The sequence below is a fragment of the Arthrobacter sp. CDRTa11 genome, assembly GCF_026427775.1.
GTDB lineage: Bacteria > Actinomycetota > Actinomycetes > Actinomycetales > Micrococcaceae > Arthrobacter.
On record NZ_CP044532.1, the window covers coordinates 676,238 to 702,323 of the forward strand.

29 protein-coding genes and 1 pseudogene are annotated in these 26,086 nt (G+C 64.0%); 21 read left to right on the plus strand and 9 right to left on the minus strand.

Annotated features, from left to right (window positions below; translation table 11 throughout):
- Positions 1-424: 424 nt before the first annotated feature.
- From F8G81_RS03130 to F8G81_RS03160, 7 genes are all read left to right on the plus strand, one after another.
- Positions 425-2,020, plus strand: coding sequence for a glycoside hydrolase family 68 protein (locus tag F8G81_RS03130; protein WP_267277577.1), 1,596 nt, complete (start codon positions 425-427; stop codon positions 2,018-2,020).
- 222 nt (positions 2,021-2,242) lie between these two features.
- Positions 2,243-2,731, plus strand: coding sequence for an Asp23/Gls24 family envelope stress response protein (locus F8G81_RS03135; protein WP_267277578.1), 489 nt, complete (start codon positions 2,243-2,245; stop codon positions 2,729-2,731).
- The gene (locus tag F8G81_RS03140) at positions 2,728-2,919 is read left to right on the plus strand and encodes a hypothetical protein (RefSeq protein ID WP_267277579.1); all 192 of its coding nucleotides are present in this window, start codon (positions 2,728-2,730) and stop codon (positions 2,917-2,919) included. The genes F8G81_RS03135 and F8G81_RS03140 overlap by 4 nt, the downstream gene beginning before the upstream one ends.
- On the plus strand, positions 2,916-3,296 hold the full coding sequence (locus F8G81_RS03145) for a hypothetical protein (protein ID WP_267277580.1): 381 nt from the start codon (positions 2,916-2,918) through the stop codon (positions 3,294-3,296). Before F8G81_RS03140 ends, F8G81_RS03145 begins: the two co-directional genes overlap by 4 nt.
- An 89-nt stretch (positions 3,297-3,385) precedes the next feature.
- Complete coding sequence (locus tag F8G81_RS03150; protein WP_267279390.1) at positions 3,386-3,967, plus strand: DUF6286 domain-containing protein; 582 nt, start codon at positions 3,386-3,388, stop codon at positions 3,965-3,967.
- Positions 3,964-4,575: a hypothetical protein gene (locus F8G81_RS03155; protein WP_267277581.1), complete on the plus strand. Its 612-nt coding sequence runs from the start codon at positions 3,964-3,966 to the stop codon at positions 4,573-4,575. The genes F8G81_RS03150 and F8G81_RS03155 overlap by 4 nt, the downstream gene beginning before the upstream one ends.
- 216 nt (positions 4,576-4,791) lie before the next feature.
- Positions 4,792-5,139, plus strand: coding sequence for a hypothetical protein (locus F8G81_RS03160; protein WP_267277582.1), 348 nt, complete (start codon positions 4,792-4,794; stop codon positions 5,137-5,139).
- 93 nt (positions 5,140-5,232) lie between these two features.
- Here the strand turns inward: F8G81_RS03160 and F8G81_RS03165 are convergent, their stop codons facing one another.
- Positions 5,233-7,104 (minus strand): glycoside hydrolase family 13 protein, encoded by a 1,872-nt coding sequence (locus F8G81_RS03165; RefSeq protein WP_267277583.1) that lies wholly within the window; start codon positions 7,102-7,104, stop codon positions 5,233-5,235.
- A gap of 127 nt (positions 7,105-7,231) precedes the next feature.
- On the opposite strand from F8G81_RS03165, the gene F8G81_RS03170 reads away from it, so the two are divergent.
- The 5 genes from F8G81_RS03170 to F8G81_RS03190 all read left to right on the plus strand — a co-directional run bounded on the left by F8G81_RS03170 (position 7,232) and on the right by F8G81_RS03190 (position 11,955).
- Complete coding sequence (locus tag F8G81_RS03170) at positions 7,232-8,521, plus strand: ABC transporter substrate-binding protein (RefSeq protein ID WP_267277584.1); 1,290 nt, start codon at positions 7,232-7,234, stop codon at positions 8,519-8,521.
- A gap of 7 nt (positions 8,522-8,528) precedes the next feature.
- Positions 8,529-9,566: a carbohydrate ABC transporter permease gene (locus tag F8G81_RS03175; protein WP_267277585.1), complete on the plus strand. Its 1,038-nt coding sequence runs from the start codon at positions 8,529-8,531 to the stop codon at positions 9,564-9,566.
- Entirely contained in the window at positions 9,563-10,459 is an 897-nt protein-coding gene (locus tag F8G81_RS03180; protein ID WP_267277586.1) for a carbohydrate ABC transporter permease, read from the plus strand. The genes F8G81_RS03175 and F8G81_RS03180 overlap by 4 nt, the downstream gene beginning before the upstream one ends.
- Positions 10,456-10,707: a hypothetical protein gene (locus F8G81_RS03185; protein ID WP_267277587.1), complete on the plus strand. Its 252-nt coding sequence runs from the start codon at positions 10,456-10,458 to the stop codon at positions 10,705-10,707. The genes F8G81_RS03180 and F8G81_RS03185 overlap by 4 nt, the downstream gene beginning before the upstream one ends.
- 195 nt (positions 10,708-10,902) lie before the next feature.
- The gene (locus tag F8G81_RS03190) at positions 10,903-11,955 is read left to right on the plus strand and encodes a LacI family DNA-binding transcriptional regulator (protein ID WP_267277588.1); all 1,053 of its coding nucleotides are present in this window, start codon (positions 10,903-10,905) and stop codon (positions 11,953-11,955) included.
- A gap of 57 nt (positions 11,956-12,012) precedes the next feature.
- On the opposite strand, the gene F8G81_RS03195 is transcribed toward F8G81_RS03190, so the two are convergent.
- Positions 12,013-12,939, minus strand: a complete 927-nt coding sequence (locus F8G81_RS03195) for a hypothetical protein (protein ID WP_267277589.1) — start codon at positions 12,937-12,939, stop codon at positions 12,013-12,015.
- Between the two features lie 34 nt (positions 12,940-12,973).
- Positions 12,974-13,780: an exodeoxyribonuclease III gene (locus tag F8G81_RS03200; protein WP_267277590.1), complete on the minus strand. Its 807-nt coding sequence runs from the start codon at positions 13,778-13,780 to the stop codon at positions 12,974-12,976.
- Positions 13,781-14,010: 230 nt separating this feature from the next.
- Between F8G81_RS03200 and F8G81_RS03205 the strand changes: the two genes are divergently transcribed.
- Genes F8G81_RS03205 through F8G81_RS03220 form a run of 4 tightly spaced genes read left to right on the plus strand, consistent with a single transcriptional unit; the run spans position 14,011 to position 18,314 of the window.
- Positions 14,011-15,510: a CoA-acylating methylmalonate-semialdehyde dehydrogenase gene (locus F8G81_RS03205; protein WP_267277591.1), complete on the plus strand. Its 1,500-nt coding sequence runs from the start codon at positions 14,011-14,013 to the stop codon at positions 15,508-15,510.
- Entirely contained in the window at positions 15,510-16,619 is a 1,110-nt protein-coding gene (locus tag F8G81_RS03210) for an enoyl-CoA hydratase/isomerase family protein (RefSeq protein ID WP_267277592.1), read from the plus strand. Before F8G81_RS03205 ends, F8G81_RS03210 begins: the two co-directional genes overlap by 1 nt.
- The gene (mmsB, locus tag F8G81_RS03215; protein WP_267277593.1) at positions 16,612-17,541 is read left to right on the plus strand and encodes a 3-hydroxyisobutyrate dehydrogenase; all 930 of its coding nucleotides are present in this window, start codon (positions 16,612-16,614) and stop codon (positions 17,539-17,541) included. Before F8G81_RS03210 ends, mmsB begins: the two co-directional genes overlap by 8 nt.
- Positions 17,538-18,314 carry an enoyl-CoA hydratase gene (locus F8G81_RS03220; protein ID WP_267277594.1) on the plus strand — a complete coding sequence of 259 codons (777 nt, stop codon included), beginning with the start codon at positions 17,538-17,540 and terminating at the stop codon, positions 18,312-18,314. The genes mmsB and F8G81_RS03220 overlap by 4 nt, the downstream gene beginning before the upstream one ends.
- Here the strand turns inward: F8G81_RS03220 and F8G81_RS03225 are convergent.
- Positions 18,301-19,278: an NAD(P)/FAD-dependent oxidoreductase gene (locus F8G81_RS03225; protein ID WP_267277595.1), complete on the minus strand. Its 978-nt coding sequence runs from the start codon at positions 19,276-19,278 to the stop codon at positions 18,301-18,303. The two genes, F8G81_RS03220 and F8G81_RS03225, sit on opposite strands and share 14 nt — an antisense overlap.
- A 66-nt stretch (positions 19,279-19,344) precedes the next feature.
- On the opposite strand from F8G81_RS03225, the gene F8G81_RS03230 reads away from it, so the two are divergent.
- On the plus strand, positions 19,345-19,938 hold the full coding sequence (locus tag F8G81_RS03230) for a helix-turn-helix domain-containing protein (RefSeq protein WP_267277596.1): 594 nt from the start codon (positions 19,345-19,347) through the stop codon (positions 19,936-19,938).
- A 72-nt stretch (positions 19,939-20,010) separates the two neighbouring features.
- Positions 20,011-20,667, plus strand: coding sequence for a DedA family protein (locus F8G81_RS03235; RefSeq protein WP_267277597.1), 657 nt, complete (start codon positions 20,011-20,013; stop codon positions 20,665-20,667).
- Between the two features lie 38 nt (positions 20,668-20,705).
- On the opposite strand, the gene F8G81_RS03240 is transcribed toward F8G81_RS03235, so the two are convergent.
- Positions 20,706-21,212 (minus strand): MarR family winged helix-turn-helix transcriptional regulator, encoded by a 507-nt coding sequence (locus F8G81_RS03240; protein ID WP_267277598.1) that lies wholly within the window; start codon positions 21,210-21,212, stop codon positions 20,706-20,708.
- 264 nt (positions 21,213-21,476) lie between these two features.
- Between F8G81_RS03240 and F8G81_RS03245 the strand changes: the two genes are divergently transcribed.
- On the plus strand, positions 21,477-22,685 hold the full coding sequence (locus F8G81_RS03245; RefSeq protein ID WP_267277599.1) for an acyl-CoA dehydrogenase family protein: 1,209 nt from the start codon (positions 21,477-21,479) through the stop codon (positions 22,683-22,685).
- Positions 22,686-22,748: 63 nt separating this feature from the next.
- Here F8G81_RS03245 and F8G81_RS03250 read toward each other — a convergent pair whose 3' ends face one another.
- Positions 22,749-22,937 (minus strand): YegP family protein, encoded by a 189-nt coding sequence (locus F8G81_RS03250; protein WP_267277600.1) that lies wholly within the window; start codon positions 22,935-22,937, stop codon positions 22,749-22,751.
- Positions 22,938-23,140: 203 nt separating this feature from the next.
- Positions 23,141-23,350: a hypothetical protein gene (locus tag F8G81_RS03255; protein ID WP_267277601.1), complete on the minus strand. Its 210-nt coding sequence runs from the start codon at positions 23,348-23,350 to the stop codon at positions 23,141-23,143.
- Between F8G81_RS03255 and F8G81_RS23535 the strand changes: the two are divergent.
- Positions 23,285-24,004 (plus strand): annotated as a pseudogene (locus tag F8G81_RS23535) (ScbA/BarX family gamma-butyrolactone biosynthesis protein); the annotation flags it as partial. The gene F8G81_RS03255 and the pseudogene F8G81_RS23535 overlap by 66 nt on opposite strands.
- Before the next feature lie 91 nt (positions 24,005-24,095).
- Here the strand turns inward: F8G81_RS23535 and F8G81_RS03265 are convergent.
- Positions 24,096-24,761, minus strand: a complete 666-nt coding sequence (locus F8G81_RS03265) for a ScbR family autoregulator-binding transcription factor (RefSeq protein ID WP_267277603.1) — start codon at positions 24,759-24,761, stop codon at positions 24,096-24,098.
- A 95-nt stretch (positions 24,762-24,856) separates the two neighbouring features.
- Between F8G81_RS03265 and F8G81_RS03270 the strand changes: the two genes are divergently transcribed.
- Entirely contained in the window at positions 24,857-25,783 is a 927-nt protein-coding gene (locus F8G81_RS03270) for an NAD-dependent epimerase/dehydratase family protein (protein ID WP_267277604.1), read from the plus strand.
- A 78-nt stretch (positions 25,784-25,861) separates the two neighbouring features.
- Here the strand turns inward: F8G81_RS03270 and F8G81_RS03275 are convergent, their stop codons facing one another.
- Positions 25,862-26,065, minus strand: a complete 204-nt coding sequence (locus F8G81_RS03275) for a cold-shock protein (RefSeq protein ID WP_013599688.1) — start codon at positions 26,063-26,065, stop codon at positions 25,862-25,864.
- Positions 26,066-26,086: the final 21 nt, after the last annotated feature.

The following is a 26,086-nucleotide window of genomic DNA, read 5'->3' on the forward strand; positions in this document are numbered from 1 at the left end:
AAAAGTCTAGAACAGGGCCTTATCAGAAACACGCGTCCCTCCATTCCCACACTCTAAGGGGCATCCAGGACGTGAATCTGCTCACTAACCCGGATTTTTCGGGCCACATTTGACGAAGGCCAAACCGATATGGCACGCGCGCGCGATTGCGGTATGTAAGCGCTTGCATTTGTTCACGCTCACATCAATTTTGGCCCTCCGAAACCCAGGTTTGAAAGGCCGGCGGAGGCTGCATAACGTGGAGGCAGGCCAGGAAAGCAGTACCACCTGGACCACATTGCGGGGCCCTACCCATGCCCCCAACCCCTCGACACAACGGCGTCCTCGATGACGCCTGCCGTGTTGTCGGGTCCGCCGGAGTTTCAAGGGCCAGGGCACCTGCCCGTCTTCCACGAATAGTTACAACTCCGCGAGAAGAGCAAACATGCACAAGCACCCCAATTCACCCCGGATGCTGCGGTGGCGTTCTGCCGCCGCAGCTCTGGCGGCGGCCGTTGCCGCGTCGGCCTTCCTGGCCGTTCCGTCGGCCCAGGCCAACGAACCATCTGATCCGCCGGCCACACAGCAGATGCCGGCCCCGACCCCCGGCTTCCCGCTCCCCACGACGCACACACAGCAGGCCCATGATCCGGCGTCGGACTTCACCGCAAAGTGGACCCGCGCGGACGCCAAGCAGATCATGGCCCAGAGCGATTCCACCGTGGCTCCCGGCCAAAACTCCATGAGCCCGGACGTCACCATGCCGGAGATCCCCGAGGATTTCCCCACCATGAACGAGGACGTCTGGGTCTGGGACACCTGGTCCCTGACCGACGAGCACGCAAACCAGATCAGCTACAAAGGCTGGGACGTCATCTTCGCGCTCGTGGCGGACCGTCACGCCGGCTACGGCTTTGACCAGCGCCACTGGAACGCCCGGATCGGCTACTTCTTCCGCAAGACCAATGCAGACCCCGCCACTGACAAGTGGAACTACGGCGGCCACATGTTTGCCGAGGGTGCCTCCATCGGCAACACCGAATGGTCAGGGTCCACCCGGCTGATGCAGGGTGACCAGGTCAACGTCTTCTACACGGCAACCACCTTCTACGACGTGGCCGAGCGCAACGCAGGCGGCGGCGGAATCGCCCCCGATGCGGCCATCGCCAAGGCGCTGGGCAGCATCCACGCCGACAAGAACGGCGTTACCTTCGACGGCTTCGAGCACACCAAACTGCTGGAACCCGAGGGCAAGATGTACCAGACAAAGGAACAGAACCCGGGTTTCGCCTTCCGTGATCCCTACACCTTCGCGGACCCGGCGCACCCCGGCAAGACCTTTATGGTCTTCGAAGGCAACACCGGCGGCACCCGCGGCGAATACCGCTGCGAGCAGGAGGACCTGGGTTACCAGCCGGGCGATCCGAACGCTGAAAGCCTGGAGCAGGTCAACAACACCGGCGCCTGGTTCCAGACTGCCAACGTGGGCCTTGCTGTGGCCGAGAACAAGGACCTGACCAAGTGGTCCTTCCTGCCGCCCATCCTGTCGGCCAACTGCGTCAACGACCAGACCGAACGCCCGCAGATCTTCATCCAGAACGAAAATGGCAAGAACAAGTACTACCTGTTCACCATCAGCCACCAGTTCACCTACGCTGCCGGAATGCGCGGCCCCGACGGCGTCTACGGCTTTGTGGGCGACGGCATCCGCTCCGACTACCAGCCGATGAACAACAGCGGCCTGGCCCTGGGTTCCCCGACCGACCTGAACATGCCGGCCAACGCCCCGGAAGGTCCTAACCCGCTCCAGAACGGCCGCCAGTTCCAGGCCTACTCGCACTACGTGCAGCCCGGTGGCCTGGTGCAGTCCTTCATCGACAACGTGAACGGTGTCCGTGGTGGATCGCTGTCACCCACCGTGAAAATCAACTTCCGCGACGGTATCTCGCAGGTTGACCGCACGTTCGGCCAGAACGGCCTCGGCCCGTTCGGCTACCTGCCCACTAACCTCAACGTAGGCGGTGCCGGCCACTACAAGTGACCGGCAAGCTCGGTGGCCAGCGCCCTGACGGGGCGCATTGGATAATGCCTTGAGTAAATGGGGACGTCCGCGACTTTGCGCGGGCGTCCCCATGTTCGTCTTCAGCTATGACAGGTCTTCCGCTCTTAACGGAAGGACCTGTCATTCGGAGTTGCGGTGGATTCGACGCACGTTGTCACATGCAGGGGATAGGGTTGGGATCAACAGAAGGGGGAGTGCCTGATGGAATACCAGAACCCACAACCCGATGCGGTTGTCCGTAACCACGCCGCCGCAAGTCCTGCGCAGCCACCGGTTCCGGGCCACGGCCGCACCGTCATCTCTGAAACTGCCGTTGCCAAGGTCGCCGGCATTGCCGCCCGCGCCATACCCGGTGTCTACTCGCTGGGTTCCGGGTCCTCCCGTGCGCTCGGCGCCATCCGGGACGCCGTTGGCAGCTCGGACCATGCTGCAGGCGTCCACGCAGAGGTGGGCGAGACGCAGGTGGCAGTGGACATCAACCTGGTTGCCACCTATGGCACGCCCCTGCATTCGCTGGCAGATCAGGTCAGGTCTGCCGTTTACCGGGCCGTCGAAGAGCTGGTGGGACTTCAGGTCATTGAGGTAAACGTTGAAATCACGGACGTTTATGTGGCGCCGCCGGTGAAATCCCCAGCTGGGACCGGAACCGCCGGGGCAGTGGGCACCACCGAAAGAGAGGGACTCCTGTGAACCTGACCGTCGTGGGAATCGCCATTGGCGCCTTCGTAGCCTTTATGTCCTTTGAGTTCGGGCTTTGGGGCTTCCTGGTTTCGCTGCTCTTTATGGCTATTGGTGCCCTGCTGGGCCGCGCCGCCGAAGGGAAACTGGATCTTCGCGGCGTCCTGGATGCCATCACCGGCCGGCGCTCCTCGTCATGAGCTCGCCGGCACCGGCCTTACCCGGGCAGGTATTGAACGGCCATAACCGCATCAGCACTCAAGCCCTGACCAGCCTTGCCAAGGCAGCGGCCGCTGATGCGCTGGGCGTGGACGCCCAGGATATCCGGGCAGACTGGTCCGACGACGACGGCCTGCTTGCGCTGTCTCTCGTCGCACCTATCAAAATCCCGCCGCTCAAGGCAGTGGCACGGGACCCCGGCCGCGTGGCCGCCTTCGGAGGAACCATCAGGGACCGGGCAGTCACGGCCAAGGCGCAGATCCTGGCAACTGTAGCCGCCCTCAGTGGCGCCAGCCTGAGCAGGGTGGACATTCGGATCAGCGGTGCCCGGATCAGCGAAGGAGGCCGCGTCCAGTGAGGCAGGGGCAGGATGACCTGGTGTCAGTGAACTTACGGCCACGTCGGCAGGACAGGGAGAACCCGGGCGCAGAAGAACAGGGGCCGGATATGCGGCGGATCCTGCACCGCGAGACCCATTCATCCCGTGCAGCAGTTGCCACGCTGGCTGCCGTCCTGGTGATGGTGCTGGCTGCCTATGGCCTTCTCGAGGCTGCGGTGCACGCTATTGGGCAGCCGGCGTGGCTGATCGAACCCCAGTTGGCTGCGGAGCGCATCGTGGCGCTGCCGGCTGGACTGCCGCCCTTGCTGCTCGGCGCCCTGGGGGCAGTCCTTGCGATGGTGGGGCTGTTTTTCTTCCTCAACGCTGTTCTTCCCGGCAGGCGTGCCAGGCATGTGCTGGTCGGCCCCGGCCCGGATCCGGAAAACACGCCGGCAGTGGTGGTGGATGATGAGGTCATTGCTTCAGCGCTTGCCCGCAGCGCCCGGCTCGCCGCGAACGTTACGCCCGAGCAGGTCATGGTGGTGGTCTCCAGGCGCCAGGTCATCGTGAATGTCCGGCCCACGTCAGGGGTGCCCGTGGATGAAACCGCCGTCCTCGCCGCAGTTCAGGAAGAACTTGGCCAAATGGCACTGGTTCCGTCACCTGAGGTGCAGGTCAATGTCGCCACATCGGGGGTGATTGGCGCATGAACAGTACACCCGCGCTGCTCAACCGGATCCTGATAGGCATCCTGGGTGCTATGTTGCTGGCTGTTGGCCTGCTGCTGATTCTGCTGGCTACGGTTCCCGCAGTAGCAACGTGGTGGCATTCGTGGTCCGGCTCAGCCTGGAACGGAATCAGACAGGCATTCGACAGCACCCGGTTCCCCGGCAGGCCGGAAAGCTGGTTATGGATCCTGGTCGCGTTTGCCCTGTTGGTGCTGATTGGGCTCATGGTTGCCTGGATTGCCCAGCAGGGAAAGGGCCGGAGCAACCTGCTGGTCTCCGAATACGACCCCGGTACGGTACCCGGTGACGTGCGGATTGGCGGAGGTGTGGCCGAGCAGGCCCTGAAGCAAGCTCTCGCCGGGCGCGCGGACCTGGCCGGTGCCACAGTGACAACCTACGACGTTCAGGGCAGCCCCGCCCTGAAGGTCAGGCTGCAGCCACGTCAGGGAGTGGCGCCCCACCTCCTGGCAGCCGAAGTGGTTTCCCTGGTGGATGCCCTGGATGCCGTGGTGGGCAAACGAACCCCCGTTCTGATCCACATTGGCGCCGGCGCCCGGACACGCTTCAGCCGGGCCGAGCGCGTCCGCTGACCTCCGCTGCACTTCGCTTGCCCGCATTACCGGCCGTTGCAGGCTTTGTCATGTCAACGTGACCCCGTGACCTGCTCCTGGCGCGGATGTTGCAAAGGGCGGGAGCTGTGGCCGTAGTGTGAGGCGGGGGACACCTGATCTTCCCGATGCCGGACACTGTCCGTCGCCGGGGACCACCGTCCGGACTAAATTGCCCGGGGAACCAAGGAGAACACCATGAGCGAAGAAGTAACTGGCAGCGGATCAGCCAAAGACGGAGTGGAAGGTGCGGCCGTCAAGGCCAAGGAAGTGGTGGGCGAAGCCGCGGAAAACGTCAAGGAGTTTGCGGGCGAGGCTACCGGGAAGGCCAAGGAGTTCGCTGGCGAGGCCACCGAAAACGTCAAGGAGTTCGCTGGCGAGGCTACCGTGAAGGCAAAGGAATTCTTTGCCGGCGACGTGGCTGAGAACGCGAAGGAACTGGCCGGTGATGTTACCGGGAGTGCCAAGGAACTAGCCAGTGATGTTGCTGAAGGCGCCAAGGGTCTCGGCGCACGGATCGCCGGGCTGTTCAAGGCCGGCAAGTAGACCGGGCTTCCTGCCCAGGCTTGTCTAATTGGCAAGTCTGTTTAATAGATGACGCCGCGCTCCGGACGGGGCGCGGCGTCATCTGTGTGAATCTCAGTCCGCCAGCAGGTATACCGTGCAGTCTGGCTGCACCTTGGTGAGGCCTGCGGCTGCCTGGGAAGCCGGGCCGCTGGACAGTGCCGGTGAGTAGCCGGCCGGAACAGGGACCGGCCCTTCGCCGAGGTTGCAGATCACCAGGAGGCCGCCATTGTGGAAGGCCAACACGCCCTCAGCCGGCCGGTGGATGTCCGCCCACCGGAACCTTCCCGTCCCCAGATTATGGGCGGCGCGCAGTGCCAGCGCCGAACGGTAGAGCTCCAGCGTAGACCCTGCTACACCTTCCTGCCTGTCGGCAGCCAGCTCACCGAAAGACTCGGGCTGCGGGAGCCATGGGGCCGCCGGGCGGTCCGGACCGCCGACGCTGGGGGCGGGGCCGCCGTCGTCTGGAGTGCCGCCGTCGTGCCTTACAGCACCGGTGACCATGTCGGAGAAGCCGTAACCGGGCTCGTCCGCTTTCCACGGAAGCGGAACGCGGCAGCCGTCCCTGCCGGTTTCCACGCCCTTTGTGCGGAAGAACGTGGGATCCTGGCGGGCATCGTCCGGAAGGGTGGTGTGCTCGGGAAGGCCAAGTTCCTCGCCCTGATAGATGTAGGCGGAGCCCGGCAGGGCAAACATCACCAAAGTGGCGGCGCGGGCGCGTGCCAGGCCGCGGGCAGCGTCCGGCTGCTCGTCCCCGCCCGCGATCCCGTTAGGGAATATGGTGGGGTCCTTCAGGCCGAAGCGGCTGGCATGACGGACGGTGTCGTGGTTGCTCAGGACCCAGGTTGAGGGTGCCTCCACGGAAGCGGCCGCCTTCAGCGACGCGTCGATGGCATTGGCCATACGCTGGGCATTCCACCCGGCCAAGAGGAAATCGAAGTTGAACGCCTGCTGCATTTCGTCCTTGCGGATGTACCGGGCCAGACGTTCTGCCGGCTCCACCCAGGCTTCGGCTACCAGCATCCGGTCCCCGCCATAGGATGCCAGCAGCCGGTTCCAGTCACGGTAGATGTCGTGGACCCCGTCCTGGTCAAAGAACGGCGACGGCGGATACAGCGGCGACCTTGCCCGGTGTGGTTCCTCGGCGTCGGTGTGGGCCCCGGGCGCTTCGCCCGTGGTGCGACGGGGATCCGGGGCAGCCGCGGAGGTACCCTCCACCATGGCCGCCACCCCATCCCAGTCCGGAAGGCCCTCTGCCTTAACCATTCCGTGCGCAACGTCCACCCGGAAACCGTCAACGCCGCGGTCAAGCCAGAAACGCATGACAGAGCGCATCTCCTCCCGGACCTCGGGATTGTCCCAGTTCAGGTCCGGCTGTTTGGTGTCAAACAGATGGAGGTACCACTCTCCCGGGCTGCCGTCGGCCTCGGTGACCCGGCTCCACGCGGGGCCGCCAAAGATGGACCTCCAATTGTTTGGGGCGACGTTTCCGTCGCCGGACCCGGGAACCCTGTCCCGCCCCGGGCGGAAGATGTAACGGTCCCGCTCCCTCGATCCCGGGCCGGCCGCAAGGGCCTCCTGGAACCACACGTGTTCGTCAGAGGTGTGGTTCGGGACCAGGTCCACAATAACTTTCAGTCCCAGGCTGTGAGCCTTCTGCAACATGGTGTCAAAGTCAGCAAGAGTCCCGAAAAGGGGATCCACCTCGCGGTAGTCCGCCACGTCATAACCTGCATCAGCCTGTGGGGATTTATAGAACGGTGAAAGCCAGATGGCGTTGACGCCAAGACGCTGAAGATAGGGCAAATGCACCGTAACTCCGGGCAGATCGCCCATCCCGTCGCCATTGGAGTCAGCGAAGGAACGCGGGTAGATCTGGTAGACGACAGCACTCGCCCACCACGATCCTAACGTGGAATCCGGGGCGGGAACGTCTGTGTGGACCATTTGGTTCCTCTCATGTAACTATTTGATGTAAACGCTTGCATTTCTCACGGCAACGTTACTAGTGTGATGGTCACCACATCAAGCGCACTGTCGACATACTTGTCACTCAGCGAGGAGCTTCAAGCAAATGAAAACCCGTAAATTCTTATTCCCGGCAGCTACTGCCGGCATCCTGGCCCTGACCCTTTCCGCCTGTGCGGGCGGCGGCGGCGGGGGGACCACGGGCGGTGGTGGCGGCGACGCCGATAAAGGCCTTGACGGCCGCGGCCCCATCACCTATGTGCAGGGCAAGGACAACAGCAACGTTGTGCGTCCCCTGATTGAAAAGTGGAACGCTTCCCACCCTGATGAACAGGTCACCTTCAAGGAGCAGACCGACCAGGCCGACCAGCAGCACGATGATCTGGTCCAGAACTTCCAGGCCAAGAACGCTGATTACGACGTCGCTGCCGTTGACCTGGTCTGGACGGCCGAATTTGCGGCGAAGGGCTGGCTGCAGCCCCTCAAGGACAAGATGGCAATCGACACGTCCAAGATGCTGAAGTCCACCGTTGAAGGCGCCTCCTACAACGGAACCCTCTACGCTGCACCGCAGAACTCCGACGGCGGCATCCTGTACTACCGCAAGGACCTGGTTGCCACGCCTCCCAAGACCTGGGACGAAATGATGGAGATGTGCTCCATCGCCAAGGCCAACAACATCGGCTGCTACTCCGGACAGTTCAAGCAGTATGAAGGCCTGACCGTCAACGCGTCGGAGGCCATCAACTCGTTCGGCGGTTCCGTCCTGAACGACCAGGGCAAGCCCAACCTGAACACTCCGGAAGCCAAGGAAGGCCTCGAGAACCTGACGGAAGCCTTCAAGAACGGCAACATTCCGGCAGAAGCCATCACCTACCAGGAAGAGGAAAGCCGCCGTGCCTTCCAGTCCGGGCAGCTGCTGTTCCACCGCAACTGGCCGTACGTCTACAACCTGGCCACCACTGAGGCTTCCTCCGCCGTGAAGGACAAGCTGGGAATGGCAGCCCTCCCGGGCAAGGACGGCCCCGGTGCTTCGTCACTGGGTGGCCACAACGTTGGTGTGAGCGTCTACTCCGAGAACAAGGCCACGGCGCTGGACTTCCTGAAGTTCATCACGTCCGAGGAAACCCAGAAGTTCTACGCCACCCAGGGTTCCCTGGCTCCGGTGCTGACTGCCCTGTATGACGATCAGGAACTGGTGGCCAAGCTGCCGTACCTGCCCGTCCTGAAGACCTCGATCGAGAATGCAGTTCCGCGTCCGGTCACGCCGTTCTACCCGGCCGTTACCGAAGCCATCCAGGTCAACGCCTACGCCGCGCTGAAGGGTGAGAAGACTGCGGAACAGGCTCTTGCCGATATGCAGAAGTCCATCGAGTCCGCCGGCGCAGGATCGTAGCTTAGCCATGGCAACCGAATTGGGCCCGACGCCGGTCAAAAAGCCGGCGTCGGGCGGTCCCGAGATTCACCATGGGCCCAAGGGCGTAGGTGAAGACAACAAGATCCTGAGCCAGGGCAAGTGGGCATCATGGCTGTTGGCTCCCACCATCATCGCCCTGGGCGTGGTGATCATTTACCCGATCATCAGCGCCATTGTGATGTCCGTGCAGAAGGACGCAGGCCTTGATCCGGCCACCGGGCTGTTCGTTCAGGGCGGTAACGCCGGGCTGCAGAACTACATCAACTGGCTTGCCCAGCAGTGCTCCACCGCCGGAGGCGGTACCGTGGCTTGCCCGCCGGGCACCCTGGGCTCGCAGTTCTGGACAGCTACCGGCACAACGTTTTTCTTCACCATTGTCACCGTGACGCTGGAAACCGTGCTGGGCTTCTGGATGGCCATGATCATGGCGCGGACGTTCAAGGGCCGCAGCCTGATCCGTGCCGCAGTCCTGGTTCCGTGGGCAATCCCCACTGCCGTGACCGCGCAGCTGTGGCTCTTCATCTTCGATTTCCAGGGCATCGCCAACAAGCTGTTCAATGCTTCCATTCTGTGGACGGGCAGCGAGTGGCCGGCCAAATGGGCAATCATCATCGCCGATACCTGGAAGACCACGCCGTTTATGGCCCTCCTGATCCTTGCCGGGCTCCAGATGATCCCGGCGGAGGTCTACGAGGCCGCCAAGGTGGACGGCGCCTCTGCCTGGCAGCGGTTCCGGATGATCACCCTGCCGCTGGTAAAGCCTGCGCTGATGGTGGCAATCCTGTTCCGTACCTTGGACGCGCTGCGTATGTTCGACCTTCCCTACATCCTCACCGAAGGCGCGAACAACACCACAACGCTCTCCATTCTGGTGATCAACCAGATCCGGCAAGGGTTTAATTCGGCGGCAGCGCTGTCAACTATCACCTTCATCATCATCTTTCTGGTCGCTTTTATCTTCGTCAGGTTCCTGGGCGCGAACGTGGTCGAACAAAGCGGCGCCACCGGTAAGGGGAAGAAATGACCACGGCAACAGCAGCCTCGGACCTGCGGGCGCGGCAGGACAAGGGGCGCAAGACGGCCCAGAACCGCGAGAAGTGGGCCCAGGCGCGCACGTATATCAGCGCCGCCGTCATCCTGATCTGGTGCCTGGCACCTGCCTACTGGATGGTGGTGACCGCGTTCCGCGAGGTGGCCTTCACCTACGACACCTCGATCCTGCCCACCCACGTGACGATGGACAACTTCGTCACTGCCTTCGACACGTCCTTCGGCAACAGGTTCGGCCAGGCACTGCTGAACAGTATTTTCATCGGTGTGATGGTGACCGGAATTTCGCTGTTGATCGGCGTCTTTGCCGCCTACGCACTGGCCAGGCTGAACTTCAGGTTCAAGTACCTGGTACTGGGCTTCATCCTCGGAGCTTCCATGTTCCCGGGCGTTGCCCTCATCACCCCGCTCTTCCAGCTCTTCACCAACATCGGCTGGATGGGCTCGTACCAGGCACTGATCATTCCGAACATCTCGTTTGTCCTGCCGCTGACCGTTTACACCATGACATCCTTCTTCCGCGAAATGCCGTGGGAGCTCGAGGAATCTGCCCGGGTGGACGGCTGCACGCAGGGCCAGGCGTTCCGGAAAGTCATCATGCCGCTGGCCGCTCCGGCAATCTTCACCACGGCGATCCTGGCCTTCATCTCCTCCTGGAATGAATTCCTGATTGCCAGCCAGCTGTCCAACGACGCCACCCAGCCAGTGACCGTCGCCATCGCCAACTTTGCCGGGGCCCAGCCCCAGCAGATTCCGTACACGGCGATCATGGCTGCCGGCACCATCGTTACCATTCCCTTGGTGATCCTGGTGCTGGTCTTCCAGCGCAAGATCGTGGCCGGCCTGACAGCGGGTGCAGTCAAGTGACAGGAGAAGCTTCCCACCCCCGGAAGTCCGTCAGGGCGGGAAGTGAACGCCGGAGGGCGCGGTCCGGTGAGGACTTTGACATCATCATCGGATTCCTCGGCTTTTGGGCCGTAGTCCTGCTGGTGGTCACTGTCTGGATGGAAGTGACAGGGCAGCCGGCACTCGGCTGGGCATTGGGCCTCCTGGCCAGCCTGTTGGCGATCTACGGGATGGTGCGGCTCCGCCGTCGGCTTCCGGCCAGGCGGTAGCCACAGCCAGCCGGCCAGCAGGCCAACCGTCCTGTCGGTAGTACACCCGCTGGCGCCGCGCTCTCCGTTGGGGGAGGGCGGCGCCAGCAGTTTTCCTCCCGCAGGTAACACTGCGACGTAGGGGGACGCGCAAAATACTATGACTTGGGGGTATCTGGGCATTACGGATGCCCACCGGGCCGATAAGGGGACACCGTGGCACGCATTACTGAAAGGTCCCAACGGGGAGGCCACAGCGGCGTCAGCATTGAGGATGTCGCTGCTGCCGCGGGCGTATCCACCGCCACCGTGTCCAGGGCCGTCCGGGGACTGCCCCGGGTATCACCGGCCACCCGGGAGAAGATCCTGGAAGTGGCCGGCGCCTTGGGTTACGTGGCTTCGTCGTCGGCTTCCGGGCTTGCCACCGGGCGCACCAAAACCATCGGTGTACTGGCTCCCTTTGTGAGCCGCTGGTTCTTCTCCAAGGCCATCGAGGGAGCGGACCGCGAACTCCATGCGCGCCACTACAACCTGTCGCTGTTCAACCTGGGCGGACACGGCAGCAACCGCGAACGGCTCTTCAGCAAGACCATGGTCTACAAACAGATTGATGCCCTGCTGGTGCTTTGTATGGCGCTGACACATGACGAGCTGGACCATCTCCAGAAGATCGACATCCCGCTGGTGGTTGTGGGCGGCCACGTGGAGGAATGCGCCTACATCGGCATTGACGATTACGCGGCGGCTTCAACCGCCGTGATGCACCTGATCGATCTTGGGCACCGGGACATCGCCCTCCTTCACGGCGACGACGAAACAGACCTTAACTTCGACGTCCCCCGGGTGCGGATCCTGGCCTTCAAGGACGTCATGACAGCTTCCGGCCTGCCCACCCGTCCCGAATGGGACGAGTGGGGAGATTTCACCGTCCGGAGCGGCCAGGAGGCCTTCCGCCGGCTTTGGGCGCGGAGCGGCCCCAAACCAACCGCCATTTTCTGCGCCTCTGACGAGATGGCCATGGGGGTCATTTTTGAAGCAGCCAGGATGGGTGTCCGTGTGCCGGAGGAACTGTCCGTGGTGGGCATCGACAACCATGACTTCGCTGACGCCGTGGGCCTGACCACCGTTGGCCAGCGGCCTGATGAACAGGCCGAACTCGCCACCAAGATGCTTCTTGACGAATTGGATGGCGTTGCCGGGGCCGTGCAGTCCGCCGTCGCTCCCCATCAGCTGATTGTCAGGCGCACCACGGCGCCGCCGCCCTGCTGAGTCAGCCCTGGTTAAGGGAACTCCTATCAAAAGGAACTCCGCGAGAACTGTGCAGCGCTAGGACGCGCGGGCCAGTTGGCGGATGGGGATCCAGCGCGATGCCAGCCTGCGGTAAGCGGCCGCGGCTCCTGTCATGTCTCCTTCGGCAAGGCACTCGATGCCCAGCCTGATGTCCATGGGGGACTCGTCGGGGTACACCTTGTCCGCCACCGCTCCATAGTCCAGTTCCACCATGGAATTTACATGGAACAGCTCCAGCCACTCCGTGAGTTGGGCGAGGTCATCAAGCATGTCCAGGTCAGGCGCGGCCAGGGCCAGGTTGGCCACGGCGTAACGGGCCCGCTCCATGGCCTCGGTGATCGGCGCCCAGACCCTTACCGTCAGGATCCGTCCGCCTGATTCGACGACATCCTTGGGGTCTGATTCCATAAACAGCGAAAACCAGCTGAACGGGATGCCCCAGGTGGAAGCGCGTGTGTGCACCCGGATGGAGCCGTCCCGCGCCTTCACCTGGTCGATTCGCTCCTGGTGCTTGTCCCGCTGTTCCTCGGGTATCAGCATCTCCGCCAGGGGGCCGTGGATGCCTTCCATCAGGGCGTTGGCAGCCAAGCCGGCGCGAAGGACCAGCTGGCTGGGGCAGTACAGCAGTACCGGCTCCGCCCCGGAGCCGGTGGAAGCGCCGGCGGCGGCGTCGCCGTCGGCCGCTTTTTTATCGGGCGTATCCGCTGGGGGGACTCCCGGAGCAGTGGTGACCCGCACGAGGTCGGTGCGTCCGGTGGGAAAGGGATCCCCGCCGGACCTGGTGATACGGCCCAGGGAGGCCAGTAGTTCGGCGTTTTCCACCGCAGCGCGGGAGGCGGTGCGTGCGCCGGCCGCCTGGATGGCTGCGCGCTGGTCCTCGGGGAAGGCGTCCAGGGGTTCGTAGACCCGCAGGGTGGAGGAGAACGGCAGCCCAGCCTGGCCCCGGTACAGATTTCCGGTCATTGTTGCCTCCCTGTCGCGGTCCAGGACGCTACCATCAGTCTGCCAGATCCACCATAACGGGGGCGTGGTCGGAGGCGCCCTTGCCCTTGCGCTCCTCGCGGTCGATCGAGGCGCCGGTCACCCGGGCAGCCAGGGCGGGGGAGGCGAGCACGAAGTCGATCCGCATGCCCTCCTTCTTGGGAAAGCGCAGCTGGGTGTAGTCCCAGTAGGTATAGACGCCGGGGCCGGGAGTGTAGGGACGGACCACGTCGGTGAAGCCGGCCTCCTCAAACGCATGGAAGGCCGCGCGTTCCGGCGGGCTGACGTGGGTGTACCGGTTCGCAACGAACAGGTCGATGTCCCATACGTCCTCATCCCGCGGCGCGATGTTCCAGTCGCCCATCAGGGCCACTTGGGCGTGGGGGTCCGTCGTGACCAGCCCCTGCGCGTGGGTCTTGAGGCTTTCCAGCCACTTCAGCTTGTAGGGCATGTGCTCGTCGTCGAGGGAACGGCCGTTGGGGATGTAGAGGCTCCAGATCCGGACACCGCCGCAGGTTGCCGCCATCGCGCGGGCCTCCTGCACAGGGTCCTTGCCGGCCTTGCCAAACGCCGGCTGGTCCAGGAAGGTCCGCTCCACGTCCTCCAGACCCACGCGGGACACGATGGCCACACCGTTCCACTGGTTTACGCCGAAGTGGGCCACCTCGTAGCCCATGCGCTCAAAGAGCTCCCAGGGGAAGTTGTCGTCCTTGCATTTGGTTTCCTGGATGGCCAGGACATCGCAGTCGCTGCGCTGCAGCCATGCCTCCACGCGGTCGGCACGGGCACGGAGGGAGTTTACGTTCCAGGTAGCAATCTTCACATCCCCTAACTTACCGAACACCGGCGGGTGTTGCGGCGGAAACGGGGCACTATGGCGCGGACACGCCATCACATGGTGCTTCGGTGCTCAAAAATGAGGGTCAAAGTGCCCCACGACGGCGGGGCGTCTGCTTGGCGGAGGAGGGCTTAGGGACGCTGGAATTTAGTAGGAAGTCCGAGTATATTCGCTTGCAGAGATGACCTGGATCACATGCGAAGGAGCAGTCAGCCATGGTGCGCGAGCTATCCCATTACGTAGGCGGCCAGCGGGTGAGCGGGACATCCGGCCGCTACGGGGACGTTTTCGATCCCTGCACGGGCGAGGTCCAGGCGCGGTTGCCGCTGGCCAGCCGCGCGGAAGTCCAGAATGTGGTTGCCGCCGCGGAGAAGGCCCAACCGGAGTGGGCGGCCATGAACCCGCAGCGCCGGGGCCGCATCCTGCTCGCGTTTGTTGAGCTGGTGAACAGGAACCTGGATGAGCTCGCCACCCTCCTGTCCTCCGAACACGGCAAAACACTTGCGGACGCCAAAGGCGACATCCAGCGAGGCATTGAGGTGGTGGAGTTCGCGGCAGGCGCTCCGCACCTGCTCAAGGGCGAGTTTTCCACCGACGCCGGTGCGGGCATCGATGTCCACTCCCTGCGCCAGCCCCTGGGCGTCGTCGCCGGCATCACTCCCTTCAACTTCCCGGCCATGATCCCGCTCTGGAAGTCCGGACCGGCCCTCGCGGCAGGCAACGCCTTTATCCTCAAACCCTCTGAACGGGATCCGTCCGTGCCGCTGCGCCTTGCCGAGCTCTACTCGGAGGCAGGGGTGCCCGACGGTGTGTTCAACGTGGTCAACGGGGACAAGGAGGCCGTGGACGCCCTGCTGGAGGATCCCCGGGTGAAGGCGATAGGGTTTGTGGGCTCCACCCCCATCGCTCAGTACATTTATGCCACCGCAGCCGCCCATGGCAAGCGCGCGCAGTGTTTCGGCGGCGCCAAGAACCACATGGTGATCATGCCTGACGCCGACCTGGAAATGGCCGCCGATGCCCTGATCGGCGCGGGCTACGGCTCGGCGGGGGAGCGCTGCATGGCAGTCTCCGTGGCGGTGCCGGTGGGCGAGGAAACCGCCAACAGGCTGGTGGCGAAGCTCCAGGAACGGGTCAAGGGGCTCAAGGTGGGACCCAGCCTGGAAAAGGACTCGGACTTCGGCCCGGTGGTGACAGCGGCCGCCAAAGAGAGGATTGAGGGCTACATCCAGGCCGGCCTGGACGAAGGGGCCACACTGCTTGCCGACGGACGGGGCCTTGCCGTTGAGGGACACGAAGGAGGCTTCTGGGTTGGTCCCACCCTCTTTGACCACGTCACCCGCGACATGAAGATCTACCGGGAGGAGATCTTCGGACCCGTCCTGAGCGTGCTCCGGGCCGCCGATTACGACGAGGCCCTCAGGCTCTGCAGCGAACATGAATACGGCAACGGGGTGGCCATCTTCACGCGCGACGGCGACGCCGCCAGGGACTTCGCCAGCCGGGTGGAAGTGGGCATGGTGGGCATCAACGTCCCCATCCCTGTCCCCATCGCGTACTACACCTTCGGCGGCTGGAAAGCGTCCGGATTCGGCGACCTCAACCAGCACGGCGCGGACGCCTTCCGCTTCTACACCAAGACCAAGACCGTCACCACGCGCTGGCCTTCCGGAATCCGACAGGGCGCCAGCTTTGTGATGCCGGAAGGAAGCTGATGCCGGACAGCCGCAACGAAGTTGCGGAAACAGAACCCGGCGCAGAATCCGTGACGTCAAACAGCCCGGAAGTGATCTTCGAGCGGCGCGGCCATCTGGGTGTCATCACCCTCAACCGGCCAAAGGCCGTTAATGCCCTGACCGCAGGCATGGTGGAAGCCATGCTTGTGCAGCTGTCCGCCTGGACAGAGGACGACGGCGTGGCCACCGTTTTGGTGCAGGGCGCCGGTGAGCGGGGGCTGTGCGCCGGCGGCGACATTGTGGCGATTTACCACGATCTGCTGGCTGGCGGAACGCAGACAGCGGACTTCTGGCAGACGGAGTACAGGCTGAACTCGCTGATCTCCCGGTACCCCAAACCGTATGTGGCCCTGATGGACGGACTGGTCCTGGGCGGGGGCGTTGGCATCTCGGCCCACGGTTCAGTCCGGCTGGTCACGGAGCGGACCCGGATGGGCATGCCGGAGACCACCATTGGTTTTGTGCCCGACGTCGGCGGGACCCTGCTGCTTTCCAGGTCGCCGGGGGAGGGGGGCACCCACGCCGCCCTGACCGGGGCGCATTTGAGCGCGGCGGATGCCCTGTTCCTGGGCCTTGCGGACGGCTACGTCCCGTCCGAAAGCCTTGACGACCTGGCGGTGGCGCTGGAGCACGAAAGTCCGGAGGACGCCGTCGGGCGCTTCCTTACAGCCGCGCCGGCGTCCGGGCTGGAAGCCCAGCGGGACTGGATTGACGAGTGCTACGCCTCCTCCGACGCCGAAGAAATCCTCCGCAGGCTGACAGCGGCCGGGGGAGAGGCCGCGGAGGCCGCGCGTACCATCGAGGCGAAGTCGCCCACTGCCGTGAAGGTGGCTTTGGAATCCCTGCGCCGGGTCAAAGGCCTGACGCTGGATCAGGCACTGGCCCAGGAATACCGGGTGGGGCTCAGGTTCCTTGCCGCTCCGGACTTCCGCGAGGGCATCCGGGCGCAGGTGGTGGACAAGGACCGCACACCGCACTGGAAGCCGGCCACCCTGCACGACGTACGGCCGGAAGACGTGGAACTGTTTTTTGTGCCGCTGGGTGACAGAGAGCTGAACCTTCACATCAAGGAGACGGACCATGCCTGATAACAGCACCATCGCCTTCCTGGGCCTGGGCCACATGGGCGGGCCCATGGCCGTCAACCTGGTCAGGGCCGGATTTCCGGTGGCCGGCTTCGACGTGGTGCCCGCCGCCCTGGAGGCCGCCAAGGATCAGGGCGTACCCACCGCACCCAGCGCTGCCGACGCCGTGTCCGGGGCGGGTGTGGTACTGACCATGTTCCCCAGCGGCCAGCATGTGCTGGACGCCTACCGCGGAGCCGACGGACAGCCCGGACTGCTGGCTACCGCCGCCCCCGGAACCATGTTCCTGGACTGCTCCACTATTAATGTGGACGAGGCCCGGGAGGCTTCCACTCTCGCCATCGACGCCGGCCACCGTGCTGTGGACGCTCCCGTTTCCGGCGGTGTGGTGGGTGCCGAGGCGGGCACCCTCACCTTCATGGTGGGTGGCGGGCCTGAGGACTTCGAGGCCGTCCGCCCCCTGCTGGAAGTCATGGGCAAACGTGTGGTGCACTGCGGTGGCCATGGCGCCGGCCAGGCAGCCAAGATCTGCAACAACCTGATCTTGGGGGTCTCCATGATCGCCGTGAGCGAGGCGTTCGTCCTCGGCGAGAAACTGGGTCTGAGCCACCAGGCACTGTTCGACGTCGCCTCCGCGGCGTCAGGCCAGTGCTGGGCCCTGACCACCAACTGTCCCGTTCCCGGTCCCGTCCCCACCAGCCCCGCCAACCGTGACTACCAGCCGGGGTTTGCCGGCGCGCTGATGGCCAAGGACCTCAGGCTGGCAGTCAATGCGCTCAACAGCACCGGGGTGGCGGCCCGGCTGGGGCCACTGGCGTCCGAAATCTACGATACGTTTGCCGCGGAAGGCGGTGCGGCCCGGGACTTCTCCGGCATCATCACCGATATCCGCGACAAGTCGCAGGAGGACGGGAGCCAGGCATGACCGAATACGCGAACATCCTTGTGGAACGGCGTGGCAGGGTGGGCCTGGTGACCCTTAACCGGCCCGAGGCATTGAACGCCCTCAACAGGGCCACCATGGAGGAACTGGTGTCCGCCGTCGGGGGCATGGACGCTGATCCCGGCATCGGGGCAGTGGTGATCACCGGTTCCGGCAAGGCGTTCGCTGCCGGGGCGGACATCAAGGAGATGGCCTCCCAGACGTACATGGAGATGTACGCCGCCGACTGGTTCCGCGGCTGGGAGGACTTTACCCGGCTGCGCATTCCCACTATTGCTGCCGTCTCTGGCTTCGCACTGGGCGGCGGGTGTGAGCTCGCCATGATGTGCGATCTGATCTTCGCCGGCGACAACGCGAAGTTCGGCCAGCCGGAGATAAACCTTGGCGTGCTGCCCGGGATGGGCGGATCGCAGCGGCTCACCCGTGCCGTAGGAAAGGCCAAGGCCATGGATTTGATCCTCACCGGCAGGTTCATCGGTGCCGAGGAAGCTGAGCGTTCCGGCCTGGTCTCGCGGGTGGTGCCCGCCGAGGATGTGGTGGACGAAGCGCTCAAGGCCGCCGAGGTCATAGCCTCCAAGTCAAAGCCGGTAGCCATGGCGGCAAAGGAAGCCGTGAATACCGCCTTCGAAACCGGGCTCGCGCAAGGGGTCCTGTTCGAGCGCCGGATCTTCCACTCACTCTTCGCCACACAGGACCAAAAGGAAGGAATGGCAGCCTTCACCGAAAAGCGGCAGCCCGAGTTCAAGCACCGCTGAGGGCGAGCGATTCCCGGTAGTCGCTGACGTCCCGGCGGAGTTCCTCCGCCATCAGATCGTTGTTGATCGCGACGGCGGTCCAGGCCGCCGCTGCCGCCGATGCCAGCACCTGTGCTTTGATGTCCGTTACGTTGCCGGCCGCCCACACACCCGGGACGGCTGTCGCTCCGTCGGCGTCAGTCTCCAGGTAATCTCCCACGCCCATCGGATGGGGTGAGGGCGCAAGGCCAAGCCCGGCAAAGGCCTCCAGCCGGGCCCGGACCTGCGGCCCCACCACTACTGCGTCCACCGCCACCTCCGGGCCGCCGGCAAGGGCAACCCCGCGGAGGGAGTCCTGTTCGACGCGAAGCGCCTCCACGGTTCCCTCCACCACGTTGATGCCCCTCGCGGCCAGCTGCTCCAGCTCCACGTCCGTGGGGTTGGTCCTGTTGTTGAGGAACAGGGTGATGTTGCTGCTCCACTGCCGGAACAGCAGGGCCTGGTGAGTGGACCAGGGCCCGTTGCCCAGAATTCCTATCGCCTGGTCCTGCACTTCCCAGCCGTGGCAGAACGGGCAGTGAAGCACGTCCTTCCCCCAGCGCCCGCGGATTCCTGGGATGTCCGGCAGCTCGTCCGTCAGGCCGGTGGTGACCAGGAGGCGGCGGCCGCGGACCGTGCGCCCGTCCTTGAGAGAGGCTGTGAAGCCTGACTCACGGCTGCCTTCTGCACTGGACACCTCGCCGTCGACGATGTCCGCGCCGTAGTGCTCCGCCTCCGCGCGGCCGATCCTGAGAAGTTCCGCAGGGCTGATGCCATCCCGGCTGAGGAATCCGTGGACCCCGTCGGCAGGGGCGTTCCGGGGACTCCCGGCGTCGATCACCACTACCGACCGCCGGGAGCGTCCCAGCATCTGGGCGGCACTCAGGCCGGCGGCACCGCCGCCGATGATCATTACGTCGTATGGTTGTTCAGCATTTTCGGTCATGTCTTTTATCATCTTGCTGGTCTGCTTTCTTGGCAAAGATCCTTGCTGGAATGGCAAAATGATCGGATGGAAGAACAGTTGGACGATGTCCTGGCCGCCGTGGGCCCGCGTCTGCGCGCGCTGCGGATGAGCAGGAACACCACGTTGTCGGCACTGGCCGAAGCCACCGGCATTTCGGTGAGCACCCTGTCGCGGCTGGAATCCGGGCTGCGGCGTCCGAACCTTGAGTTGTTGCTGCCGCTGGCGAAGGCGCACCAGGTCCCGCTGGATGAACTCGTGGGTGCCCCGGACACGGGGGATCCGCGCGTTCACCTGCGGCCCATCGTCCGCAACCGCATGACGATTATTCCGCTGACGCGGCGGCCGGGCGGTATCCAGGCGTACAAGCACATCCTGCCCGCAGGCAGGCTGGAGGAACCGAATCCGCAGGTCCATGAAGGCTATGAATGGCTTTATGTGCTCAACGGCAAGCTGCGGATGGTGTTGGGTGCGCAGGACCTCGTCCTGGGCGCGGGAGAGGCCGCAGAATTTGATACCCGGATCCCTCATTGGTTCGGCAGGGCGGACGGGAAGGCTGTGGAGTTCCTCAGTCTCTTTGGACGCCAGGGCGAACGGATGCATGTGCGGGCCAAACCGGGGCAGCCAGCCGCGGACTCCTAGCTTTTATGCAGGTTCCTCAGGTAGACACGGGACTGGACGCAAAACGGCTTTGGGAGCGGAACGGGGGAAGTTATGTGGGGAGCATCCGTGGCTGCAGCCGGCGCGGCGGACAACCTGGACGGCCTGGTAGGGGTTGCTGCGCGGGGCATCGATAACCTCGGTGAATGGGGAGTGGGCCTCTTTACCCTTGCCGAGACTGTCCTGCCGCCAATCCCCAGCGAGGTGATTCTTCCCCTGGCGGGCTTCCTCGCCAAACAGGGGGACCTGAACGTTGCCCTGATTTTCATCACCAGCACCCTGGGCGCTTATCTTGGCGCTCTCCTCCTGTACTGGGTGGGGTCGAAACTGGGCCTTGAGCGGTCCATCCGTACTCTGTCCAGGCTTCCGCTGATGGACCGGGAGGACTTCGAAAAGGCTGCGGACTGGTTCCGGCGGCACGGCAGATCTTCGATTTTTTTCGGCAGGCTGCTTCCCGGCGTGCGGAGCCTGATCTCCCTGCCGGCCGGTGCCTCCAACATGCACCTGGCCACCTTCAGCCTCTACACGCTCGCCGGAAGCGGGCTCTGGAACGGTGCACTCATCGGCCTGGGTTACCTGCTGGGGTCCCAGTACCGGCTCATCGAACAGTATTCCCGGTTCCTGAACTACGCCGTCTATGGTGCGCTGGCGGTCCTGGTGGTTTGGCTCGTTGTGAGAGGGGTCCGCCGCAGCCGGGCCCGCCAGCGCTAGGCCCGATTCAGCTTTCTCCCAGGATTTCCCGCGACGCCTCAGCCGATGAAGTCGCCGCTCTTCCGGCGGAAACCGGCGAGGATCCGGATCAGGTGGTCAATGTCTTCGGGGGCGAATCCGGACTGGCCAAAGACCTCTGCGTTCAGTACCGCCGTCGCGCTTTTTGCCAGGGTACGGCCTTGGGCGGTGAGTTCAATCAGGGTGGTGCGGCCATCGGTGGGGTGCGGTGAGCGGGTCACCAGGCCCACGCTTTGAAGGCGGTCGACGGCGTTGGTCACCGACGTCGGATGGACCTGGAGAAGGGCGCTTGCCTTGTTCATGGGCAGCGCGCCGGTCCGGGTGAAGCTGAGCAGGGCCAGGAGTTCGTACCTGGCAAACGTCAGGCCGAAGGGCTTGAGGCAGGCCTCGATCCTGGCCATGAGGATTTGCTGGGTGCGCATGATTGCGGTGATGGCGGCCATGGGGGCGGCAACGTCAGCCCAGCCGTGCTCCTCCCAGTTGTGCTGGGCGTCGGAGATGGGGTCGCGCGGAAGTGGGGAACCCACGGTCAGCCCTTCAGCCCCGGCCGGCCCATGTTGTGCGGGGCCCAACTAAGTAGCGCTAACTGTCGTTTTGAGGGCTCAGAACGACAGTTAGCGCTACCCAGTTGGGTTGCTAAGGGAAGCGTGGGGCGGTTCCCGGTTGTTCCGCCGTCTTGAATGGCTGACATGGAGCACCTTTCGCCACAGTGATGCGCATCACTAAATCACCAACCCTGTGCAATATACTAGGACATCCAAGGGTTCGGTAGAGCGAAGGGATCACTGCCCGTGCAGCCACATGGACACGAGAATGACGCTTTCCCTGGAACCGGCGGCACGCCACCCTTTCCTGATGCGGACCTGCTGTACATCGTGGACCTGCTGCCCGAGCCCGAGCGTCAGCGGTACCTTTCCGTCCGGACCTTCCTTCAGTCCTCAGTGCGGCAGGCATCGATTGACTACTGGAACCGTGAAGAGTTCCCGTTCGGGCTGCTCGCAGAGATGGGCAAGCACGGGCTTGGCGGCCTGCAGACAGACGGCAGCTCCAAACTTTTCAAGGGTCTGATGTACGTGGAGGTGGCGCGGGCCGACGTATCCCTCTCCGCTCTGGTGGGGATCCACAACGAACTCATTGTGGGCATGATCAACGAACTCGGCTCCGAGGAGCAGCGGCAGCGGTGGCTGCCGGGACTGACCTCTTTCACCCAGCTGGGAGCCTTCGCCCTGACGGAACCGGACCATGGATCAGACATTGCGGGCGGCCTCGAAACGTCTGCCCGGCTGGAGGGCGGCGAATGGGTGATCAACGGCGCCAAGCGCTGGATCGGCGCCGGAACCATTGCCGACTTTGCCCTGGTGTGGGCCCGTGACCAGGCCGACGGGCGCATCAAGGGCTTTATCGTGGAGACAGACCGCCCTGGTTACCGGGCCACCAAGATCTCCAACAAGATCGGACTGCGGATCATGCAGAATGCCGACATTGTGCTGGACCAAGTCCGAATTCCCGAGTCCAACATACTGCCCGGCGCTACCGACTTCTCCAAGGCCAACGATCTCCTGCGGGATTCGCGTGCGTGGGTGGGATGGCAGGCTGCCGGCATCCAGCTCGCGGCCTTCGACGTGGCCCGTTCCTACTCGCTGGCGCGCCGGCAGTTTGGCAAGGAGCTGGCCCGCTTTCAGCTGATCCAGCAGCAGTTGGCCGAAATCCTGGGCAATGCGTCCGCCTCACTTGCCCTGATGGCCCAGGTAGCCCGGATCCAGGAGGAGGGCCGGCTGGAAATGGTGCAGGCCGCCATGGCCAAATCCACCGGCACCAGGCTGGCACGGGCTTCCGTAGCGATGGGGAGATCACTCCTGGGCGGCAACGGGATCAGCACGGACTACGAGATGGCCAAGCTCTTTTGCGACGCCGAGATCCTGTACACCTATGAGGGGAGCTACGAAATCAATTCGTTGATTGTGGGGCGCGCCGTCACGGGTAAGTCGGCCTTCGTGTAGCCGGCTCCCACCTGGTGATGTTCACCCGGAACCCTCGCAGCGGGGTGCCGGAAGAGGCGGGGGCTATTCGGTCAGATCCACGATGCTGCCGCTGGCGGCGCTTTCCCTGACTGCCACAATGCCTGCTTTTACCGCAGTAATGCTGCCCAGTTGTGGTGAAACGGCAATCACAGACCCGTCGCTGCCACGCAGGAGGAACCTGTACGGCAAGGGCCCATCATTGTCCCGAAAGACTTCGAATTTACCCGCCATTGGACTACCTTGCTCCCGTTTCTGTACTGCGTGGCCACCATCCGGATGCGACCATCCAGACCGAATGCTAATACTGCTTGTCAATAATAATAAACCATTCGACCGGTATGTTTTTCACTTTGACAGTTCCAGTCATTGAACCTGGTCAAATGGAGGCGAATTTTCCCGAGGACGTTGCCCCATACGCGGTATGCTGTTGCCACTCAGGGGTTGGCGAAAGGAAAACCATGCGGTTTGAACGCGGGAAGCCCGACGGCGGCAAAGCCTCCGGTGCCGATCGCACGCCGTCGTTCAGCAACACTGTTCCCCGCGAACTCGTGCACCGCCGCGCCATCTCCGAGGTTTTTATGACGGACATCCACCGGCTTGGTGACGGCCGATACCTGGCCGCCGCGCAATGGCCGCGGCTGCATCCCTTCTTCCTTTCCGGAGGCGGGGCCTATGACACAGCGCTGATCGCCGAATCACTCCGGCAGGCTACGATCCTGGTTGCCCATGCCATGGAAGGCGTGCCTCTGGGACAGGTTTTCCTGATGCCCGACATGGCCGTTCAGTCCATGGTCGGCCATTCGAGTGATCCCGGCACTCCTGCCGAAGTTCAGGTGCTGATCGACGCCTCCGTCCCACGACGGAATGCGCACGGACCGGGCGCCCTGCAGGTAAAGGCGAGGTTCGACGTCGGCGGGCGCACTATTGCCACCGGGACGGCGGGAGCACGGCTAATGGATCCGGGAAGCTACGCCAGGATGCGGCTCCGGGCCGGGGCGGATGGCCCATCTCCTCAGACTGAGCCGCTGCCGCCCGGACTTGTGGGGCACCGGTTCTCCCACAACGTTGTCCTCGGCCACGAGGGGCCCGGTGGCAGCTGGCCACTGCACGTTGACGGCAGCAACCCCACATTCTTTGACCATCCTTTGGACCACGTCCCGGGCCTTCTGATGGTGGAAGCAGTCCGGCAGGCCCTTCGGGTGCGGATGGGCAACCCCTGCCTGGACTTTCAGGCCTTCGAGGCTGTGTTCGGGAAAATGGTGGAACTCACTGACCACGCGGCCGTGACACTGCAAGATATAACGAGGCACGGCCAGGACGTGGGGCAGGCTTCTGCCGCCATAACCGTGGACGGCACCGTGTGCGTGGAGCTTGATTGCCGCTTTGCAGTCAGTCCACCGAGTGGTCTTCGGCAGAATCCGCTCCACGAATGCTCAGGTGCGCAACGGCCAGGAACTCAGGCAGTTTGGCGTCGGGAACCATCCCAGGCAAGAGGATCGACCACATATCCTCGATCCGCCTCAGGACATCAGCACGGTGGGTGAGGATGCCTGAGACCATCTGTACCCCGGTGAAGGATGCCACCAAATACCGTGCAAACGCGGCGGCGTCCACCGACTCGTGGATGTCCCCCTCGGTCTGGCCCTGCCGGGTCAGCAGCTCCATGGTGTGGATCCAGTCGTGGTAGGGCCGGGTCACCGATTGCCCGAACGCAGAGGCCTCAAGGGTCAGCCGAATGCCCGCGCGGACGATGGGTTCCTCAACCAGCAGCCGGCCAAAACCGCCGCAGGTCATGATCATGGTGGACAGGGCGCCGCGGCCGAGGTCCGCGACGCGCTGGCCTTCGCGGCTGACCACTTCATGCTGGGATTCGATCACTGCCAGCGCCAGATCCTCTTTGGATTTGAAGTGGAAGTACAGCGCACCCTTGGTCACTCCGGCCCGTTCGGCGACGCTGCTCAGGCTCGTGTTGCCGTAGCCGATTTCTTCGAAAACGGCCGCCGCGCCTTCCACAATGGACACCTTTGTAGCCTTGGCGCGTTCCTGCAGGGGCATCTATGCGACCTTTCCTTGAAGATGTGCACATGCTGTACAGCTGGCCTGGCCTTTCCTGACACAGCTGTGGCCGGCCCGGTCGCCGGGCCACCCGGATGACGCAGGGCTTGCCCGGGATGACCGTCCTGCTGGTGGGCGGATCCGGTTTTATCGGCCAGAACGCCCTTCAAGCCATCGCTGCCCGGAAGGAAATCAAGCTTCGCCTCCTCACCCGGCGGACTACCGACCTCATGAAGGCCAGTGAAGCCAGCATATACGTCGGCGACATCACGGACCGCTCAACCCTTGAAGCGGCATTGTTCGGGGCGGACGTCATTGTCAACGCGGCCTCCTACACGGGAGCCGACGCTTCCATGGCTGAAGCCGTAAACCGTGAAGGTGCGCGAAACCTGCTTCAGGCCGCCCAGGACTGCGGCGTCCCGGGGTTCATCCAGCTCAGCACAACCGCGGTTTACGGCAGCGGACCGCACCGGGGGGCCACGGCGACCGCCCTGGCCTGCCGGCCGGAATCGGATGTCAGCCGCAGCCGGCGGGCGGGCGAGGAACTCGTGCTTGCGGCTGGAGGCACAGTGCTGCGAGCCGGCTTAATCTATGGCCCGGGCGACATCTGGTTTGTTCCGTCCCTGATCCGCATGGCCACAATGCTGGGAGGACCGGTGGGCGACGGCCAGTCCAGACTTTCGGTTATCGGCGTCGAGTCTTTGGGCGGCCTGATTGCCGGGCTGCTCCCGCTCGGCAGCCAAATACACGGGGTCTTTCATGCCGCTGAGCCCGTTCCCGTGAGCGTCGGGCAGATCCTGCACCATATTGAAGACCGAGTTACGGGTCCCCGGTGGTCACCCCGAACCGACTTTGCGGGGGCTGTCGCCCTGCTCCGCAGGAACGGACTGACGGAGCATCAGGTGGCGCTGCTCTCACAGGACCACTGGTATCAGTCCGACAGGCTCTGGACCGTGGCGGGCGTGCAACCGCCGGACTTTGGATTTTCCCGGGCAGCGGCTGAATGGTACCGCCGCTTCTGACCCGCAGCCGGTGGGAGCAGGAATGCAGAAGCTCCCCCGATGGCGCCCGGAGGCGCCAGCGGGGGAGCTTCCAGACGATTACAGCGGGCGAATGTTCTCTGCCTGGGGGCCCTTGGGGCCCTGGGTCACATCGAATTCGACTTTCTGGTTCTCGTCCAGTGAGCGGTATCCGCTGCTGGCGATTGCGGAGTAGTGCGCGAAAACATCGGCGGATCCGTCGTCCGGAGCGATGAAGCCAAAGCCCTTTTCAGCGTTGAACCATTTAACTGTGCCTGTTGCCATTGCTAACTTCCTTTGTAACCC

Excerpts from the sequence above, each read along its gene's own strand:
- F8G81_RS03130 (WP_267277577.1), top strand. The coding sequence starts at position 425 with ATGCACAAGCACCCCAATTCACCCCGGATGCTGCGGTGGCGTTCTGCC.
- F8G81_RS03135 (WP_267277578.1), top strand. The coding sequence starts at position 2,243 with ATGGAATACCAGAACCCACAACCCGATGCGGTTGTCCGTAACCACGCC.
- F8G81_RS03145 (WP_267277580.1), top strand. The coding sequence starts at position 2,916 with ATGAGCTCGCCGGCACCGGCCTTACCCGGGCAGGTATTGAACGGCCAT.
- F8G81_RS03150 (WP_267279390.1), top strand. The coding sequence starts at position 3,386 with ATGCGGCGGATCCTGCACCGCGAGACCCATTCATCCCGTGCAGCAGTT.
- F8G81_RS03155 (WP_267277581.1), top strand. The coding sequence starts at position 3,964 with ATGAACAGTACACCCGCGCTGCTCAACCGGATCCTGATAGGCATCCTG.
- F8G81_RS03160 (WP_267277582.1), top strand. The coding sequence starts at position 4,792 with ATGAGCGAAGAAGTAACTGGCAGCGGATCAGCCAAAGACGGAGTGGAA.
- F8G81_RS03165 (WP_267277583.1), bottom strand. The coding sequence starts at position 7,104 with ATGGTCCACACAGACGTTCCCGCCCCGGATTCCACGTTAGGATCGTGG.
- F8G81_RS03170 (WP_267277584.1), top strand. The coding sequence starts at position 7,232 with ATGAAAACCCGTAAATTCTTATTCCCGGCAGCTACTGCCGGCATCCTG.
- F8G81_RS03175 (WP_267277585.1), top strand. The coding sequence starts at position 8,529 with ATGGCAACCGAATTGGGCCCGACGCCGGTCAAAAAGCCGGCGTCGGGC.
- F8G81_RS03180 (WP_267277586.1), top strand. The coding sequence starts at position 9,563 with ATGACCACGGCAACAGCAGCCTCGGACCTGCGGGCGCGGCAGGACAAG.
- F8G81_RS03195 (WP_267277589.1), bottom strand. The coding sequence starts at position 12,939 with ATGACCGGAAATCTGTACCGGGGCCAGGCTGGGCTGCCGTTCTCCTCC.
- F8G81_RS03205 (WP_267277591.1), top strand. The coding sequence starts at position 14,011 with ATGGTGCGCGAGCTATCCCATTACGTAGGCGGCCAGCGGGTGAGCGGG.
- F8G81_RS03210 (WP_267277592.1), top strand. The coding sequence starts at position 15,510 with ATGCCGGACAGCCGCAACGAAGTTGCGGAAACAGAACCCGGCGCAGAA.
- mmsB (WP_267277593.1), top strand. The coding sequence starts at position 16,612 with ATGCCTGATAACAGCACCATCGCCTTCCTGGGCCTGGGCCACATGGGC.
- F8G81_RS03220 (WP_267277594.1), top strand. The coding sequence starts at position 17,538 with ATGACCGAATACGCGAACATCCTTGTGGAACGGCGTGGCAGGGTGGGC.
- F8G81_RS03225 (WP_267277595.1), bottom strand. The coding sequence starts at position 19,278 with ATGACCGAAAATGCTGAACAACCATACGACGTAATGATCATCGGCGGC.
- F8G81_RS03230 (WP_267277596.1), top strand. The coding sequence starts at position 19,345 with ATGGAAGAACAGTTGGACGATGTCCTGGCCGCCGTGGGCCCGCGTCTG.
- F8G81_RS03235 (WP_267277597.1), top strand. The coding sequence starts at position 20,011 with ATGTGGGGAGCATCCGTGGCTGCAGCCGGCGCGGCGGACAACCTGGAC.
- F8G81_RS03250 (WP_267277600.1), bottom strand. The coding sequence starts at position 22,937 with ATGGCGGGTAAATTCGAAGTCTTTCGGGACAATGATGGGCCCTTGCCG.
- F8G81_RS03255 (WP_267277601.1), bottom strand. The coding sequence starts at position 23,350 with ATGCAGCCGCGGCCATTGCGCGGCGGCCAGGTATCGGCCGTCACCAAG.
- F8G81_RS03265 (WP_267277603.1), bottom strand. The coding sequence starts at position 24,761 with ATGCCCCTGCAGGAACGCGCCAAGGCTACAAAGGTGTCCATTGTGGAA.
- F8G81_RS03270 (WP_267277604.1), top strand. The coding sequence starts at position 24,857 with ATGACGCAGGGCTTGCCCGGGATGACCGTCCTGCTGGTGGGCGGATCC.
- F8G81_RS03275 (WP_013599688.1), bottom strand. The coding sequence starts at position 26,065 with ATGGCAACAGGCACAGTTAAATGGTTCAACGCTGAAAAGGGCTTTGGC.